Genomic DNA, 14,264 nt, shown 5'->3' on the forward strand with positions numbered 1-14,264 from the left:
CAGGATAGGGGCAACGCGGCGCCGGGTTTCGAGAGCCGGCAACGCGGCAGCTTAGTGCTGGGCCGTGGGCGCCAGGGTTTGCTGGAGCCGGGCTACTTGCTGCTGCAGGCTGAGCAGGGCGGCGTGGTCGGCTTGCTGGGCGGCCTGGGCGCGCTCGGCCCGCTGGGTTTGGGCGTCCAGCTGGGCGTGCAGCTCCTTGAGGGCCTCCAGCAGCACGGGCGTGAGCTGGGCGTAGTTTACGGCCTTATAGCCCTGGGCGTCGGTGCTGACCAGCTCCGGGTAGATTTTCTCGATTTCCTGGGCCAGGACGCCCACCTGCTCGGCCCCGGCAATGCCGCCGTGCTGCACGCCCAGGGCGTTCCAGGTGTAGCGTACCCCGCGCATAGCCAATACGGTGGCCAGGGCCCCGCTCAGGGGGCGGATGTTCTGCTTGAAGCGCACGTCGGAAACCGCCACGTTGTTGCCGCGGATTATGCCGGCCACGTCGAGCTTATAGGCCGGGTTGGTGGTGCCCACGCCCACGTTGCCCGTGGTTTGGTCCCAGCTCATGACGGGCGCGGCCGTAGCGGCCTCGACGCGCTCCAGCACCAGACGGTCGTTGGTGGAGCCGCCTTCCGAGGCGCCGTTATTGTGGCGCAGGTTCCAGCCGTAGTTGAGGTCGTTTTCCCGGAACCGCAGCGTGGCCCCGGTCACGCTGCTATTGGTGTTGGAGTGAATCAGTAGAATGGGGGTGGCTACGTCGCCTACTTCCACTTCGCCGCCGTCAGCAGTGAGCTTGTAAGGGCCTAGGTTGAAGTTGCCCCCGGCGGCGGTAATGGGCATCCATTTGCCGTTGCCCACCCCGTCGGAGGTTAGCACTTTGCCCACGCCCTGGGTGCCGTCGACGATGCGGATGGCGGCATTGGCGTTGACGTAGCCGGGGTGGCCGGCCAGGCCCACCCAGCGCAGGGGCTGCCCGGGCCGCCCCGCCGTGAAAATGCCGCCCCAGCCTTCGGCGCGGTAGGCGTTGCCCCACACGGCGTAGTCGATATCCTGGTTGTAGGGGCCGGTGCCGTAGCCCGAGAGCATGGTGCGGGTGTAGTTGCGGCCGTAGATGCTGCGCGTCATCAGGGCCACGCTCTTGTTGGGCACCAGCGACTGAATCTGCACCTGGGCCGTGGAGTCGCCCAGCGCGGAGGTGGCCACGCCCGTCAGCCGCTCGTTGTTCAGGTCGAGGGTTTGGGTGGCGACGTGGTTGCCCAGGTTGTCGCCGGCTCCGCCGCTGCGGGCTTTGTCGGGGATGAAGAGCCAGCCGCCGCTCATGGCATACCAGAAGCCCTTGCGGCCGTCGGTTTGGAAGACCATCAGGCCGTCGGGCGGGGAGGCAATGCCGGTGCGCGCCACGGAGTCCATGCGCGGGATGAGCAGGCCCTTGCCCTGGGCGTCGAGGTCGAGGATGGCTTTGCTGTTGGGCGTGCCGGCCGTGCCGATGCGCACCCCGCCGGGCGTGGTTTGGGCCTGGGCCACGGTGGCAAGGCTCAGGGCAATCAGTACTGAGTAGAATGTTTTCATTAGCGGAAAGTATATAGGAATACGAAGATACTCGGCTGAGCTGTAGGCTGTATCAGGAAAGTGAAAATTAGTGCGGACCGGCCTGGCGGCTACAGGCCAGCGCCCGGCCTCCCCACGGGAAGCCGGGCGGGGCGGCGGCAACCTGGACTGCGCGGCCGGGGCTGCGGGGCCGGCCTTTAACGTTGGGCCTGGGGAGCCAGCAGCCCTTCGAGGCGGCGCAGCCGTTCTTCCAAGGAGGCCGTGCTGGCCTCGGTGCGCTGCTGGTTTTGCTGGGCTTTCAGAGTCTGCTGGCGGAGCTTGTCGTTTTCGGCCTTCAGCGCCAGTACCTGGCGGTAGAGGGCCTGAATGGCAATCAGGTTGACGCCGTCGAAGTCGGCCTGGTTGATGGTGGTGGCATTGCCGCTGCGGCCCACGCCGTCGTGGCCGAAGGCGGCGTAGAAGTCCTGGGCCATGGGGCCGTAGTGGCGCATGGTGTCGGGGCTCTGGCCGATGTAGTTCCAGGAGCCCAGGCGCATGCGGTTGATGCGGGCCAGGAACTGGTTGCCGTCGGCCAGCACCCGGCGCTCCTTCTTGGTCGAGTCGGAAAGGGTTTGCCAGGCATTGCCACCGGCAAACAGCTGCACGCCCACGGGGGTGCCCAGCGGCGAGAGTCCGGCGGGGTCGTCGCGGGTGGCCACGGTGGTAAAGAGGCGGTAGCCCCCGGCAAAGCGGGCCGTGAACTGGTTGTAGTTGTTGCAGTACACCGAGTCCTGTGCGCGGTCGGTGGGCGGTATGTTAGAAGGGGTAATGGCCAGCGGCGACATATCGGCCAGCACGAAGCAGCCAAAGTAGCCGTTGGTGCGGGCGTAGTAGCCCAGGGTGTAGGTGTTGCCCCGGCTGGAGCGGGAGTAGGATCCCTGGCCAAAAGCCAGCGACGGGGGCCAGTTCGGCACGTAGGCGCCCACGGCGGCGGAGTAGTTGGCGACCGTGGAGCTCAGCACCTTGCACTGGTAGCCGCCGACCAGGTTGTACCAGCCTTTGGGGGAGTTGCGCCCGCCCATGGCCACCCCGTAGAAGGACTGCGCCATGTCGTTGTTGATGCCCGTGACCAGCGTGCCTTCGCAGTTGCGCATGCGGTTGTTCCAGCCGAAGGCCGTGGAGTAGGTGCTGCCGGCCTGGTTGTCGAGGCCAAAGGCCGCCGAGTACTGGCCGATGGCAGCGCTATTGGAGGATGTGGTGTTCCACCGGTCGCCGGTGACGCCGCCGGCCCGGAAGGCGCTGTAGTAGGAAAGCCACATCAGCCGGTCGCCGGCCCCGGTAACGGCGGGCGTCGTGTTGCCCTTGCCCTGGTCGGAGGTGATGACCACGTCCTGGTCCATGTCGAGCAGGCGCACACCGTAGCGGGTGGTGGAGTCGGCATTGACGCGGGTGGCGCCCACGGTAAGCAGGCCGTTGCCGTTGAGGCTGAGGCCGCCCCGGGTAGCGCGGGCCGTGGTGCCGCCCACCAGCTTGTTGCCGTTGAGGTTGAGGTTCTGGGTGGCGGTGTGGTTGCCCAGGTTGTCGCCGCCGGTGGTGCTGCCGCTGGTGGGCAGCAGGCTCCAGGAGCTGCCCCCGTAGAGGTAGAGGCCCGCGGCGGTACCGGTGGCGGGGCTGTCGGTCTGGTAGACGAGCAGGCCGGCGGCGGGCTGCTGAATGGCCTCGCGCTGAACCTGGGTGAGGCGGGGCGGCAGAAAGCCCTGGGGCGCGGTGCCGGGGTTGGGCGACGTCACGTCGAGCACCGCCGAGCTGGCCGGGGTGGTGGTGCCGATGCCGACGGATTGGGCGCGCAAGGCGGTGGGGGCAGCCAGCAACAGGGCGGCAGCAGTGGCAAGTAGGAGTGCTTTCAACTGGATATAGGGATAGTACAAGCCACGAAGATAAGGAGGGTATTCTGTAAGCGGCTGAAAATAAGGTGTTCGGTTTGCATGATTCGGCTGGTAAAGCACAACGCCCGGCTTCCTTAGTAAAAGGCCAGGCGTTATGCTTTACAATAGAATAGGGTAACGATGGGGAGAGTAGGGCGAACTGTGTAGTTCGCCCTACTGGAACTGGGGCTGGCTCACCATTCCTCGTGCCTGGGGCATACGTCGTGCTGACTTGCGCCCGATGCCTGGAGCCCGGCTTCGTACTCTTCGGTGAAGTAATGCCGCGGCCGGGTTTCGTTTGGTAAGGTGACCCAGAAAGTCAGGACCAGCTTGTGGGCGGTTAGCTCTACTACTTCAAAGCAGAAATCGGGGCGGCCGGGCTCGGTGAGCCGCAGCCGTTGTTTGCCGTCGTGCTCATCCAGCCAGAAAAGCTGGCTGGTGGCCTGGGCCGAGGTTTTTACGTGGGTCAGGTCGAGCGGGGTGCCTTTGTCGCTCACGCTGGCCATGCCGGTGAAGTGGGGACCTTTACGCACTTCGCGCAAATACCAGATGCGGGCAAGGGTGGGGGACATGGGCAGCGGCGGGAGTAGCTTCGGGGACGGGGGATTTTAGGCCGCCTTAGACGTGCGCCCCGTGGGGCCGGCGCCAGGTAAGCAAAAACGGCAGCAGCCCCAGCAGCACCAGGGCGCCACCGACCACGGCTAGGCGCACCTCCACCGGCCAGGCTTCCAGCGGCCAGCGCAGGTAGGCTAGTAGCCGGTTGATGGGCTGGCTCTGATAGTAGTGGGTCCAGGAGCTGACGAGGGCCGCCCCCAACAGCAGCACCGGCAGCAGCCGGCTTTCGCCCCGGTGCCACACGACCAGGGCCGATAAACAGCAGCCGAGCAGAATGGCGGCCCCCCAGGCATAGAGCGGACCGGCCTGCATGCTGGTAATAACTATGCTGGCTGGTTGCCCGGAAGCTTTGATCATCGCCTCGGCTCCAGCCCGCTGGTAGATTTCGGTTAACGACGCAAATCGAATAATCTGGAGCTGCTGGCCCCCCAGGATGAGCAGGGGAATAGCCAGACAGTGCGAAGCGAATAAGCGCCAGTTGAACGGGCGGAGGTGAATCGGCATAGGTAGTAGCGGCGGCGGTAGGGGCGCCCTAAAGAACGTGGTTTGGAGCCGAATTGGAAGCTGGAGTCTGGTGGCGCCCGGGCCGGGTCGGTATTTCCCTACTTTTGGCGAAAACAGACAACGGATGAATCGTCGGAAATTCTTGGGAATGGGCGCCTCCTTGCTGGTGGCCCCCGTGGCCTGGGGCCGGATGGGCGGGGATAAAACCTGGGAGCGGGAGTTTGCCACGTTTGTGGAAGCCGGCCTGGCCCGCACGCATACTCCCGGCCTGGGCGTGGCCATCGTGCGCGGCGGCCGGACGCGGTTTGCGGCCGGCTACGGGCTGGCCGACGTGCAGGCCCGCCGGGCCGTGACGCCGGACACGGCCTTTCACATTGCCTCGGTGAGCAAGGTGGTGACCGGGGCAGCCCTGCTGCGGCTGCTGGAGCAGGGCAAGTACCAGCTCGATGAGCCCATTGGGCCTTACCTGGACTTTGGGGTGCGCCACCCGCTCTTTCCCGACGTGCCCCTCACGTTTCGCCACCTGCTGACGCACACCTCCGGTATTTCGGATGCCCGCTACGGGGCAACGGCCGCCTTTACCGGGGCCGGCGACCCGAGCCTGCCGCTGCGGGATTTTCTGACGGGCTACCTCAGCCCCGGGGGCCAGTGGTACGGGGCGGCCGAGTGCTATGCGGCGGCGCGGCCGGGTACGCAGTGGAGCTACAGCAACGTGGCCATTGCCCTGCTGGGCTACCTGGCCGGGCGGGTGGGGGCGGTGCCCCTGGACGTCTTCACCCAGCAGCAGTTTTTCCGGCCCCTGCGCATGGAGCATACGGCCTGGAAAATAGCCGCCGTCGGGCCCCGGCACCTGGCCAAGCCCTACAAGCTGGAAGGCAGTGAGCTGCAAGAGCTGCCGCCCACCGGCTACCCCGACTGGCCCGCCGGCTCGCTGCGCAGCTCCCCGCGCGACTTTGCCCGGCTGCTGGAAGTGTTTACCAACGAGGGCATCGTGGGCGGCCACTCCTATTTGCAGCCCGCCACGCTCCACACCTTTCTGGCCGCGCAGCCGGGTATTGAGGTAGCGCCCGGCAACCCCACGATTCAGCAGGCCCTGATCTGGCTGCGGCGGGAGGTGAACGGGGCCCAACTGGCCAGCCACAGCGGCGGCGACCCGGGCGCCGATACCGTCGTGTGCCTCAACCTGGCCCAGCGCACGGGCGTGCTGATGTTTGCCAACGTCTCGGGCTCCCCCGAGCTGCGGGCGTTGCAGAAGGAAGTGGTGCTGCGGTTGCTGGACCGGGCCGCTACGGCCTAGGGAGCTAGTGAAACCAACGTGCCCGGGTTGCGCTGCTGCCCGGTCACAGCACAACGCCCGGCCTCCTGTGCAGGAGGCCGGGCGTTGGCGGTTACAATAGATAGTGCAGCTAGGATAGGGGGCAACGCGGGCTTGCTTGTTTTTAGCACGTCATGCTGAGCGCAGCGCAGCGGAGTCGAAGCATCTCTACCGCAGTGGTAACTGATTAGCACTGCAACGAAGCGGTAGAGATGCTTCGACAGGCTCAGCATGACGTTCTTAAACGAAGCGGTAGAGATGCTTCGACAGGCTCAGCATGACGGGCTGGTTTGGAGTGTGCCGTTTTCTTAAACGCTGGGCTTGACCTTGGCCTCGGTGGCGGGGCGGGCGGCGGTGTTGATAACCTTGCGGGCCGACTGGTAGGCGGTGTGGAATTTGGGCTCGGAGCGCTGGTAGCGGATCAGGAACTTGTCGATACGGTTGCGGAGCAGGCCCGTGGCTTTGCGCAGGTCGGCGGCCAGGACTTTGGTGTTGGCCTTGGCATCGGCGGTGGCGAGGCGGGGGGCGGTTTGCTCGGCCTGGTAGGCGGCCAGGGCGGCGGCCAGCTCGGTGAGCTCCTGCTGGGTGACGCCCTGCTCCTGGAGGGCGGCGAAGTGGTCCTTGGCCTGGTCGTGGATGTTTTTGGCAATGCGAGGCAGGTCGTTGTCGGTGGCGCGGCGGAGCTGGTACTCGGAGTAGTCGGCGGCGGTGTGGAGGCGGATGTCGTCTTGCGCGTCGGCGTAGGCGAGCAGGGCGGCGGCGACTTCGGCGGCGCGCTGGGCCAGGTGGTTCCTGGTGGTTTTCTTGACGGCTCCGGCGCTGTTGGGATTGTGGGCGGCCTGCTGGGTGTCGGCGGTGGGGTCGAGGTGCTGGACCAGGGCGGCCAGCTCGGCGCGGGCGGTGCCGAGGGCTTTGTTGGCGGTGTAGACGGCGGCGTACTGGTTGAGTACGGCGAGGGTGGCCTGCATCATCGTGAGACGGGCGCGTTGCTTATCATTCATGATAGGTAAAGGTTAAGTACCTCAGGAAGATAGGTGGTTGGTGAACCGGTTGGATAAGCTGGGCGGTATATATTTTTTGCCGGATGCACAAGAGCCGTTGACGGACGCACAATGGGCGCTGCCCTGCTCACAATGACCAGTGACCTGCGCACAATGACCGGTGACCTGCGCACAATGCCTGCTGACCTGCGCACAATGCCTCGTGACCGGCTCACAAGGGGTGCTGCCCTCTGCACAATGCCCGGTGACGTGCTCACAATGCCGAGTGACCGGGGCGCAAGTCGTGCTGACCTGCTCACAATGCGGGGTGGCGGGCGCGCGAGTGGCGGGAGTAGCTGCGGGGACTGAGGTGTATTCGATGTAGCCCGCCGTAACGCCTTCTTGGACGAAGCGGCTGCCCTCGAAGCCGCTGTCAAGACATGCAAGGCTGCCCTGTCGCCTGGTTTCTGCCCAACCCGTCCGCTACAAGCACCAACGCCCCCGGCCAGCAGTTCGGGGGCGTTGTTTGTTTGAGAGTGCATGCACAAGCGGCGCGGGATGTTGAAGTGTCATTGTGGGGAACAGCCGTAAGCTTGTAGCTCGTGTCTTACTTGATGTGACTGAGCCTCACCTGCTAGAACAACTGGCGTAGGGTAAGTTGTTGGAGGGTAGTAATAAAAAACTAGCAATCATCTTTATTCTCTTGTTCTCGTAATCTTATATGCCTATCTACTTTTTCCTTCAGAATTTTGTATTCCTTGATGCTTGGGTTTAGCCTTTGTTTTAAGTCATATGGTATCATGCAAGATTCACCAAGGTATTCGGTTAGTAGGTTTTTTAAAATAGCAGTTTCATTGTTTTCATCTGAGTTATATGACTCTATTTTACTGACTACTGCCATGTGTATATGTGTTGGATTATTTTTTGATAAAATATCGAGAGCGTATAATTCTTCGCTTGATATACTTTCTATTTCTTTGTTTGATAATCTGACTAAAGTGTAATCCTTGTATCGTTCTGTATCTGCTTCATAATATCGGTATTCGTATGTTAAATTGTTTAAGTTTTTAAATTTATTATAATAATTATTGTTTATTAATATATTTTTTTTATAAATGATGAAATTTCTCGATAACATCAATTCATTTTCTTCGCTCTCTCTAGAATGACGTTTTCTTGATGGCTTAGTTATAGTGTTAAAGCAGTTAGTAAGATTGCTTATTTCTTTGTCGTGCATTACTAATGTTTCTTTGTTATAAAATATAATACCATATTTATCTGTAGGAACTTTGATTTTCACAAGATCTTTATCTGTTGATATTTCTGGATTAATTTCACTAGTCCAGATTTGGATTATGTCCTTAATGTTATTTTTTTTTAAGCAATGTGACAGTGAAAAAGTGTATCCGTTTTTGAGAAATACAAGTTTGTTTACTTTGTAAGCTTCTTTTTTGTAAGAATTGAATCTTGATGATTCAGTATATGCTGGATGTGATAATAAGCCATGATTAATAAATGTATTATTTGTCTTCGGTTTTTTGATGGGAATTGATAAGGCATAAGTAATTATATCCTTGTATATATCTGTTGTTAAGTCTTTCTCAAAAGGGAGATAATCTTCTTCTAAGTAATTTCTGTTCAAAGTCAGAGGTAAATTCCCTTCATAGTCAAATACGCGTAACTGAGGTAACTTAGTTATACTTGGGTATTCTGTCTGTGGTATTTTGTAACCTCCTGGTATAATAAAGCCATTGCAAATAAGATTTATACTACCATACGTATACTCCCAGACTATTTTATTAAACCCCTTTGGGTATATAGCACTTGCATTTTTTGATGGTTCGTTATCAATGCTTGGTAATGTATTAATGTGTGGCTGGCCTTCCCAGTCTTCAGGAACCTGTATGTCTATACGGGGTTCATTTATTGTATACCAAATTTGCCAAGATGCAGTTCTGTAATGATATAAACCATAAGAGCTGTATTGTTCTTTAAGAAGCTCAGAGGCATGACTACTAAGAACTATTTCAATAGTGGTTCCAGGTAAACTATTGGTTTTTATGACCTCAATTTGTTCTGCTTCTAAAGTTGACTCAAAAGATAATCCAAAGCTATCATCATGCACGTGCTTCGTGGTTAATTTAATTTTTTTACCTAACAAAAAGACTGCTAGTGCTCCAACGCCAAACCGACCTGTTCTTTGGATGCTAGTAACTCCATCAGTAGTGACAAAATCCTGCTTCCAAGTACTACTCTTTCTAAATGAAGCTCCAGCTTTCAGAAAATAGTTTTCAACTGTATCCAAAGTCATTCCAATTCCATTGTCTTGTATTGAAAACAGCAAGTTATAATCGTCGATGCGTTTAATTGATATGTTTATTAAAGGGTTAAAATTATTGCCTTTTAATTTCTCAAAATATTCCCTTGACCGGCATGCATCTACCGAATTTTGTAAAAGTTCTCTAACTCCAAATGATGGGTTGTTGCCGTAAAGCGGTGCAATAAGTAATCTTTGCAATTCCCTAGTAGTATCAAAGTAAACCTTTTTGGGTATATAGTTTATTGTGTTCTTAAAATGATTAATATCGTCAATATTAGAATTTATCCTCCGGTATTTTATTTGCAAATTTTTGTATAAGCTGATTTTTGAATATACTTCACCTAGGACCGCCCAAGACGTATCTAATTCCTTTTGTATATAGTCTATTAAATCTCTTACTTTTAAGTATATTTCACTTGTTTTCGGAATGGTTGAAACGTATATTGACTCTGGGTCTTCATTTTCGGTATTGGTGTATATATCGCCAATGCTTTGATGAATTGCCCATTCTCTTATTGATATAGGGTTGTTTAAACGGCGATATTTTAATTTGTTACTGTCAGCGCGACCTGCATGTATTTGTATAAGATCTGATAATCTCAATAACACCATTAAATATATGGAAGGTATCTTGTAAATAGAATGCCACTTCTTGATTTCGATTTTCTTTAAATAAGAAAAAGTATCCCTAATTGCGAGGTTATGGCTTCTTGCTATAGTGCCTATAATATTTTTTATTTCTGTGTCAAGATCCTTTAATATATCAATATTCTTATCTGCGCCTGGGAACCCTCCAAGAGCAGACTCGTGAGCTAATCTCGCATGGTTTATTCTGATAAATTCACCTATGAGTTTTTTGTCATATACACTAATGTTGTTTGAATTTAATAAATTGATATCTGGTTGTGGTATAATAAATTCATCATCCAGGTTTTCTCCAAAAATATTGTTTATTTGTTTTTCGTCATATTTTTTTGCGTTAGATAAGAACTTATTCCAAGTAGTAGTCCAATCCTCATTGTCAAAATCTTTTATCAAGTGTGTATTTAAGCATCCTCCAACAAGGCGTTTGAAGCCATCAAGAGATAAATGCATGCCAATATCGTGTAGTAATACTGAGCAAATATAAGTAAGTGCTGTTCTAGCTGTAATAAATCTATAGCTGCTATTTGAAATAATATCTTCAGAGGAATTAAGTACCTCTTGAATATGGTTCAAGCCGTGGTCTGTAAATTCTTCAAAAAAATACATTCTATTGTCTTCGTAAATAGGGCTGATAGTAGATATAATTGACAGTGCCTGTGCATATTCATCACTGTTTTCTAATACTTTTACGATCTTTTTGGGAAGCATTATTTCTGCTGGCATATGCATGCAATGTTATTTTGTTAGGAGATTAGTAAATATAGTAAAAATACTTCCGTAGATGCAGACTCAATCTCTACACGCCCACCTTCTCCTCACTGCCCGACTCACTCAGGATCCGTTTGGCGGCGCCCACGCTTTTCACCTCGTCGATGCTGATGATGCGCTGTTCCTTGCGCTCCTTCCTGGAGGCCGAGTGGGGGTGGGTCTGGATGTAACACAGCCGGGTTAGGCCCGAATGCGGGTACACTACCCACATTCCCGCCTAACCCGCGTACTTTGTAGCCCATCCTGCTTTTCGCCTTCTATGCCTGACTCTGCCGCGGCCCCGGGTTTCCCTCGCCTCACCTACCTGCGCATCAAGAACTACCGCGCCCTGCGCGACGTGGAGCTGCGCGACCTGACCCCGCTGACGGTGTTTATCGGGCCTAACGGCAGCGGCAAGTCCACGGTGCTGGATGCGCTGGCGTTTCTGGGGGAGGCGGTGAGCGGGAATTTGCAGCAGGCCTGGGAGAAGCGGAACCGGTTTGCGGGGATGCGGACCCGGGGGCAGGAGGGGCCTATTGAGTTTGAGGTAGAGTGCTTCATCAGTGAGGAAGTGCCGCGAATCATTTATAAGCTGAGTATTGACGAAGCCAATGGAGTAGTGTTCGTTTCGGGCGAAAGTTTGACAGAGCCGGGTGCAGAGCTTGAGCGATTAATCGAACTGGTGAATGCTGAACCGAATCCACTTCAGACTCCGGGATATGAGAAGATATTCAGGATCAATATTTATGAAAGGGATGGAAACCCAGGTAAGTATTATACAAACCCTTCGTCGGATCCGATTCTATATTACACCTACGCATTTAGCCAAGACAAAGAAAAAGTAGCTCCTAAAACTGTTTCACTGCTTAAAGTTCTCACCTCCTACCGCTACATCCACCTCACCGACGACCACCTGAAGGGCTACTCCGATGCCGGGCCACGGGAGAAGCTTTCGGCCAACGGGGACAACCTGCCCAACGTGCTGTACTACCTGCACGATAAGCATCCGGAGGCGCTGGCGCGGGTCACGGAGAAGCTGCGGCGCTGGGTGCCGGGTCTGGCTGGCATTGTGCCGGAAGTTACCTCAGATGAGCGGCTGCTGCTGCGGTTTCGGGATGTAGCATTCGACAAGCCCATACCAGCCCAATACATGTCGGGTGGAACTATGCGCCTGACGGCCTTGCTGACATTGCTCTATGAGCCCAATGCTACCGGGATGGTTGGGATAGAAGAGCCCGAAAACGAGTTGCACCCGCGCCTGCTTCCCCGTTTGGCGGAGGACATGATACAGGCTACCGAGACCCGGCAGCTGCTGGTGGCCACTCATTCACCATTTCTGCTGGATGCGCTGGAACCAGAGCAGGTCTGGGTTCTGCATCGGGGAGCCGATGGCTACACCCAGGCTACGCGCACAGCTGACCTGCCCGAGGTGGTGGCTATGGTGGAGGAAGGTTCGCCACTCGGCTACTTATGGGCGCGCAATTTCTTTGATATAGGTGACCCCCTCACTTGGTTTCCTACCTCGGCTCCGGAGTAATATGCAAGTTATATTTCTGCTAGAGGAGGAGTCGGCGGAGGATGCCTTGCGACAGTTAATTCCGCGCCTACTGCCGGCTCATTACGTGCCGCGCTTCCGGTCGCTCGGTGGCTGGCAAGGATTGGTAGACAACTTACCCACACTGCTGCGGGCCTATGGCAAGCGGATGACCGAGCCGGGGCAGCAGGATTTGCGCATCGTCGTGCTCCTCGATGCCGATGGAGTGGCCGAGCGGCGGTTTAAGCTGCTGGAAGACGCGGCGAAGTCGGCTGGGCTGCTCACGCTGGGTCAGGCCAAGGAGGGGCAGCTATTTCATGTGTTCAACGCCCTGGCTGTTCAGGAGCTAGAAGCCTGGTTTCTCGGCGACCGGCAGGCCATTACGGACGCATATCCCAAGGTAAAAACCCACCATTTCAAGGGTATTGATCGGGAGCCGGAAAGTTCCCCCAAGCCGAATGACGTGCTATGGGGCGTATTGAAAGCTGCGGGGTTGTACACCACCGGCAAGCGCAAAAGGGAATGGGCCGAAACCATTGCGGCGAAAATGGACCCGGGGCGGAATCAGTCGGCCAGCTTCCAGTATTTCCGGGCGGGGCTGGGGCTGCTAGAGGCTCCCGCCCTCTAAGGGTCGTAGCTGATCAGCCAGGGAACGGGTTTTCTCAGTCACCTCGCTGCCGGTGTGCAGGGTTGACTTTTTTTCGATCAGCATGATGTGGCATTCCTGCTCGGCCACGGGGTTATGCCGTACGCCCTTGGGCACGACGTACAAGGCACCTTCGGGCAGCTCGACGGCCCCGTTTTCGAGTTCGATGCGCAGGTGGCCCTTCAGGATAAAAAAGACCTCATCCTCCTGCTCGTGACTGTGCCAGGCCAGGGAACCCTGAACTTTGGCCACTTTCACATAGGAGTCTTCAAACTCAGCCACTACGCGCGGCGACCAGTACTCGGTCAGGGAAGCCGCCGTGTCGTGCAAAGACGGAAGAGAGGATAGTACGTGCATCATCGGGGAAGAAGATTGGTGCAAAAGTGAAGCAATTTAGTAGGTGCTCACCAATAAGGTAAGGTAGGCAGGACGGCACCCGCACCGGGCCACGTGAATTTCAGCGTCTAGAATAGGCATCAACAAGTGGGATACATAGCGCGTCAGGATAGGGGATTCGGAGTGAGGGCACGGCGGGGTGCATAACAGTTGGGGCATAAGGAAAGCCGCGCCTCTGGTTTAGAAGCGCGGCTTTTCTTGGGCAGCTTGGACGGGTGCTTATGGCTGAGCAAGTGCTGGGCTTCTCTTATGGTGGCCAAGTAGGCAGGAGGTTGTACTTTGGGCATTCAGTAGTCATTGTGGGTGCGCGTAGTGCTCGTTATTCAAGTGTATGCACAGGTTTTTATTGATGCCGCTGTTGCTGGCCGCTCCCCTGGTGACCCAGGCGCAGGATACCGAGCAGGTGAGTGTGCCCCGGCAAGGTGTGCCCGGCCGGGAGGAGTATTCCGTGTTGAAGACGGATTCTAACATCCGGCAGGGTGCCTACCGCAGCTATGCAGGCCGCAAAGGCACGACCCTGGTGACGGAAGGCTTTTATGTGGCTGGTCAGCCAGACAGCACCTGGACCGCCTACGCCGACAACGGCAAGAACCTGCTCTGGAAAGGACGCTACCACCAAGGGCAGAAAGCCGGGGTCTGGAACTACTACTCGGCGGAGGGCAAGCTGGTCCAGCAGTACGACCACAGCAGCGGCAAACTGGTCTTGAGCACGCCAACTGCTTACTCAATGCGGGCCACGTTCTGGCCATCGGGCGCGGAAGCGTACACGACTCCGCCCGTGTATATCGGCGGGGAGTCGGTGGTTCTGATGCATATCGGTAGGTCAGTCCGCTACCCGGCCGAGGCCTTGCGCAGCCAGATAATGGGTGACGTGCGCGTGGCCTTTACCATTGATAAAGACGGCAATGCCTCCAATTATCGGGTGGTACAGGGGCTGGGCTACGGCTGCGACGAAGAGGCCTTGCGGGTAGTAAAGCTGCTGCCCAGCAACTGGATTCCGGCCTCGGCGAATGGGAAGCCGGTGGCCGCCGAATGCCAGCTGCCCGTTAGCTACCGGATTCTCTAAACCGGGGAATCCAACAAAAAAGCCCGCTTCTTATGAGGCTTGTCCTTACCCAAATCTTCCGA

12 protein-coding genes are annotated in these 14,264 nt (G+C 56.4%); 4 read left to right on the plus strand and 8 right to left on the minus strand.

The features are described 5' to 3' along the window. Window positions 1-51 precede the first annotated feature (51 nt). The 4 genes from CLV45_RS13980 to CLV45_RS13995 form a co-directional block, all read right to left on the minus strand. Window positions 52-1,551: a tail fiber domain-containing protein gene (locus CLV45_RS13980; protein ID WP_100337095.1), complete on the minus strand. Its 1,500-nt coding sequence runs from the start codon at window positions 1,549-1,551 to the stop codon at window positions 52-54. Window positions 1,552-1,727: 176 nt separating this feature from the next. Beyond that, window positions 1,728-3,416 (minus strand): tail fiber domain-containing protein, encoded by a 1,689-nt coding sequence (locus CLV45_RS13985; protein WP_157807494.1) that lies wholly within the window; start codon window positions 3,414-3,416, stop codon window positions 1,728-1,730. Between the two features lie 212 nt (window positions 3,417-3,628). Beyond that, a complete protein-coding gene (locus CLV45_RS13990) occupies window positions 3,629-4,006 on the minus strand; it encodes a hypothetical protein (protein WP_100337097.1) in 378 nt (125 codons plus the stop codon). Window positions 4,007-4,052: 46 nt separating this feature from the next. Then, window positions 4,053-4,553: a hypothetical protein gene (locus CLV45_RS13995; protein ID WP_100337098.1), complete on the minus strand. Its 501-nt coding sequence runs from the start codon at window positions 4,551-4,553 to the stop codon at window positions 4,053-4,055. A 148-nt stretch (window positions 4,554-4,701) separates the two neighbouring features. Here CLV45_RS13995 and CLV45_RS14000 point away from each other — a divergent pair, with 148 nt between their 5' ends. Continuing rightward, window positions 4,702-5,850, plus strand: a complete 1,149-nt coding sequence (locus tag CLV45_RS14000; RefSeq protein ID WP_157807495.1) for a serine hydrolase domain-containing protein — start codon at window positions 4,702-4,704, stop codon at window positions 5,848-5,850. A gap of 326 nt (window positions 5,851-6,176) precedes the next feature. Here CLV45_RS14000 and CLV45_RS14005 read toward each other — a convergent pair whose 3' ends face one another. From CLV45_RS14005 to CLV45_RS24995, 3 genes are all read right to left on the minus strand, one after another. Continuing rightward, window positions 6,177-6,869 (minus strand): hypothetical protein, encoded by a 693-nt coding sequence (locus CLV45_RS14005; RefSeq protein WP_157807496.1) that lies wholly within the window; start codon window positions 6,867-6,869, stop codon window positions 6,177-6,179. Window positions 6,870-7,530: 661 nt separating this feature from the next. Beyond that, window positions 7,531-10,536, minus strand: a complete 3,006-nt coding sequence (locus CLV45_RS14015) for an HD domain-containing protein (protein ID WP_157807497.1) — start codon at window positions 10,534-10,536, stop codon at window positions 7,531-7,533. A 73-nt stretch (window positions 10,537-10,609) separates the two neighbouring features. Then, on the minus strand, window positions 10,610-10,792 hold the full coding sequence (locus tag CLV45_RS24995; RefSeq protein WP_157807498.1) for a hypothetical protein: 183 nt from the start codon (window positions 10,790-10,792) through the stop codon (window positions 10,610-10,612). A gap of 48 nt (window positions 10,793-10,840) precedes the next feature. On the opposite strand from CLV45_RS24995, the gene CLV45_RS14020 reads away from it, so the two are divergent. Next, window positions 10,841-12,097 carry an AAA family ATPase gene (locus CLV45_RS14020; protein WP_157807499.1) on the plus strand — a complete coding sequence of 419 codons (1,257 nt, stop codon included), beginning with the start codon at window positions 10,841-10,843 and terminating at the stop codon, window positions 12,095-12,097. 1 nt (window position 12,098) lies between these two features. After that, window positions 12,099-12,722, plus strand: coding sequence for a DUF4276 family protein (locus CLV45_RS14025; protein WP_100337104.1), 624 nt, complete (start codon window positions 12,099-12,101; stop codon window positions 12,720-12,722). Here the strand turns inward: CLV45_RS14025 and CLV45_RS14030 are convergent. Next, window positions 12,702-13,100, minus strand: coding sequence for a cupin domain-containing protein (locus CLV45_RS14030; protein ID WP_211289950.1), 399 nt, complete (start codon window positions 13,098-13,100; stop codon window positions 12,702-12,704). The two genes, CLV45_RS14025 and CLV45_RS14030, sit on opposite strands and share 21 nt — an antisense overlap. Before the next feature lie 367 nt (window positions 13,101-13,467). Here CLV45_RS14030 and CLV45_RS14035 point away from each other — a divergent pair, with 367 nt between their 5' ends. Further along, window positions 13,468-14,202, plus strand: coding sequence for an energy transducer TonB (locus CLV45_RS14035; RefSeq protein WP_100337105.1), 735 nt, complete (start codon window positions 13,468-13,470; stop codon window positions 14,200-14,202). Window positions 14,203-14,264: the final 62 nt, after the last annotated feature.

It is taken from the genome of Hymenobacter chitinivorans DSM 11115, from assembly GCF_002797555.1.
Taxonomy (GTDB): Bacteria; Bacteroidota; Bacteroidia; order Cytophagales; family Hymenobacteraceae; genus Hymenobacter; species Hymenobacter chitinivorans.

Bases quoted from the DNA above. Each gene is read 5' to 3' on its own strand.
- CLV45_RS13980 (WP_100337095.1), bottom strand. From the start codon at position 1,551: ATGAAAACATTCTACTCAGTACTGATTGCCCTGAGCCTTGCCACCGTG.
- CLV45_RS13990 (WP_100337097.1), bottom strand. From the start codon at position 4,006: ATGTCCCCCACCCTTGCCCGCATCTGGTATTTGCGCGAAGTGCGTAAA.
- CLV45_RS13995 (WP_100337098.1), bottom strand. From the start codon at position 4,553: ATGCCGATTCACCTCCGCCCGTTCAACTGGCGCTTATTCGCTTCGCAC.
- CLV45_RS14000 (WP_157807495.1), top strand. From the start codon at position 4,702: ATGGGCGCCTCCTTGCTGGTGGCCCCCGTGGCCTGGGGCCGGATGGGC.
- CLV45_RS14005 (WP_157807496.1), bottom strand. From the start codon at position 6,869: ATGAATGATAAGCAACGCGCCCGTCTCACGATGATGCAGGCCACCCTC.
- CLV45_RS14015 (WP_157807497.1), bottom strand. From the start codon at position 10,536: ATGCCAGCAGAAATAATGCTTCCCAAAAAGATCGTAAAAGTATTAGAA.
- CLV45_RS24995 (WP_157807498.1), bottom strand. From the start codon at position 10,792: ATGTGGGTAGTGTACCCGCATTCGGGCCTAACCCGGCTGTGTTACATC.
- CLV45_RS14020 (WP_157807499.1), top strand. From the start codon at position 10,841: ATGCCTGACTCTGCCGCGGCCCCGGGTTTCCCTCGCCTCACCTACCTG.
- CLV45_RS14025 (WP_100337104.1), top strand. From the start codon at position 12,099: ATGCAAGTTATATTTCTGCTAGAGGAGGAGTCGGCGGAGGATGCCTTG.
- CLV45_RS14030 (WP_211289950.1), bottom strand. From the start codon at position 13,100: ATGATGCACGTACTATCCTCTCTTCCGTCTTTGCACGACACGGCGGCT.
- CLV45_RS14035 (WP_100337105.1), top strand. From the start codon at position 13,468: ATGCACAGGTTTTTATTGATGCCGCTGTTGCTGGCCGCTCCCCTGGTG.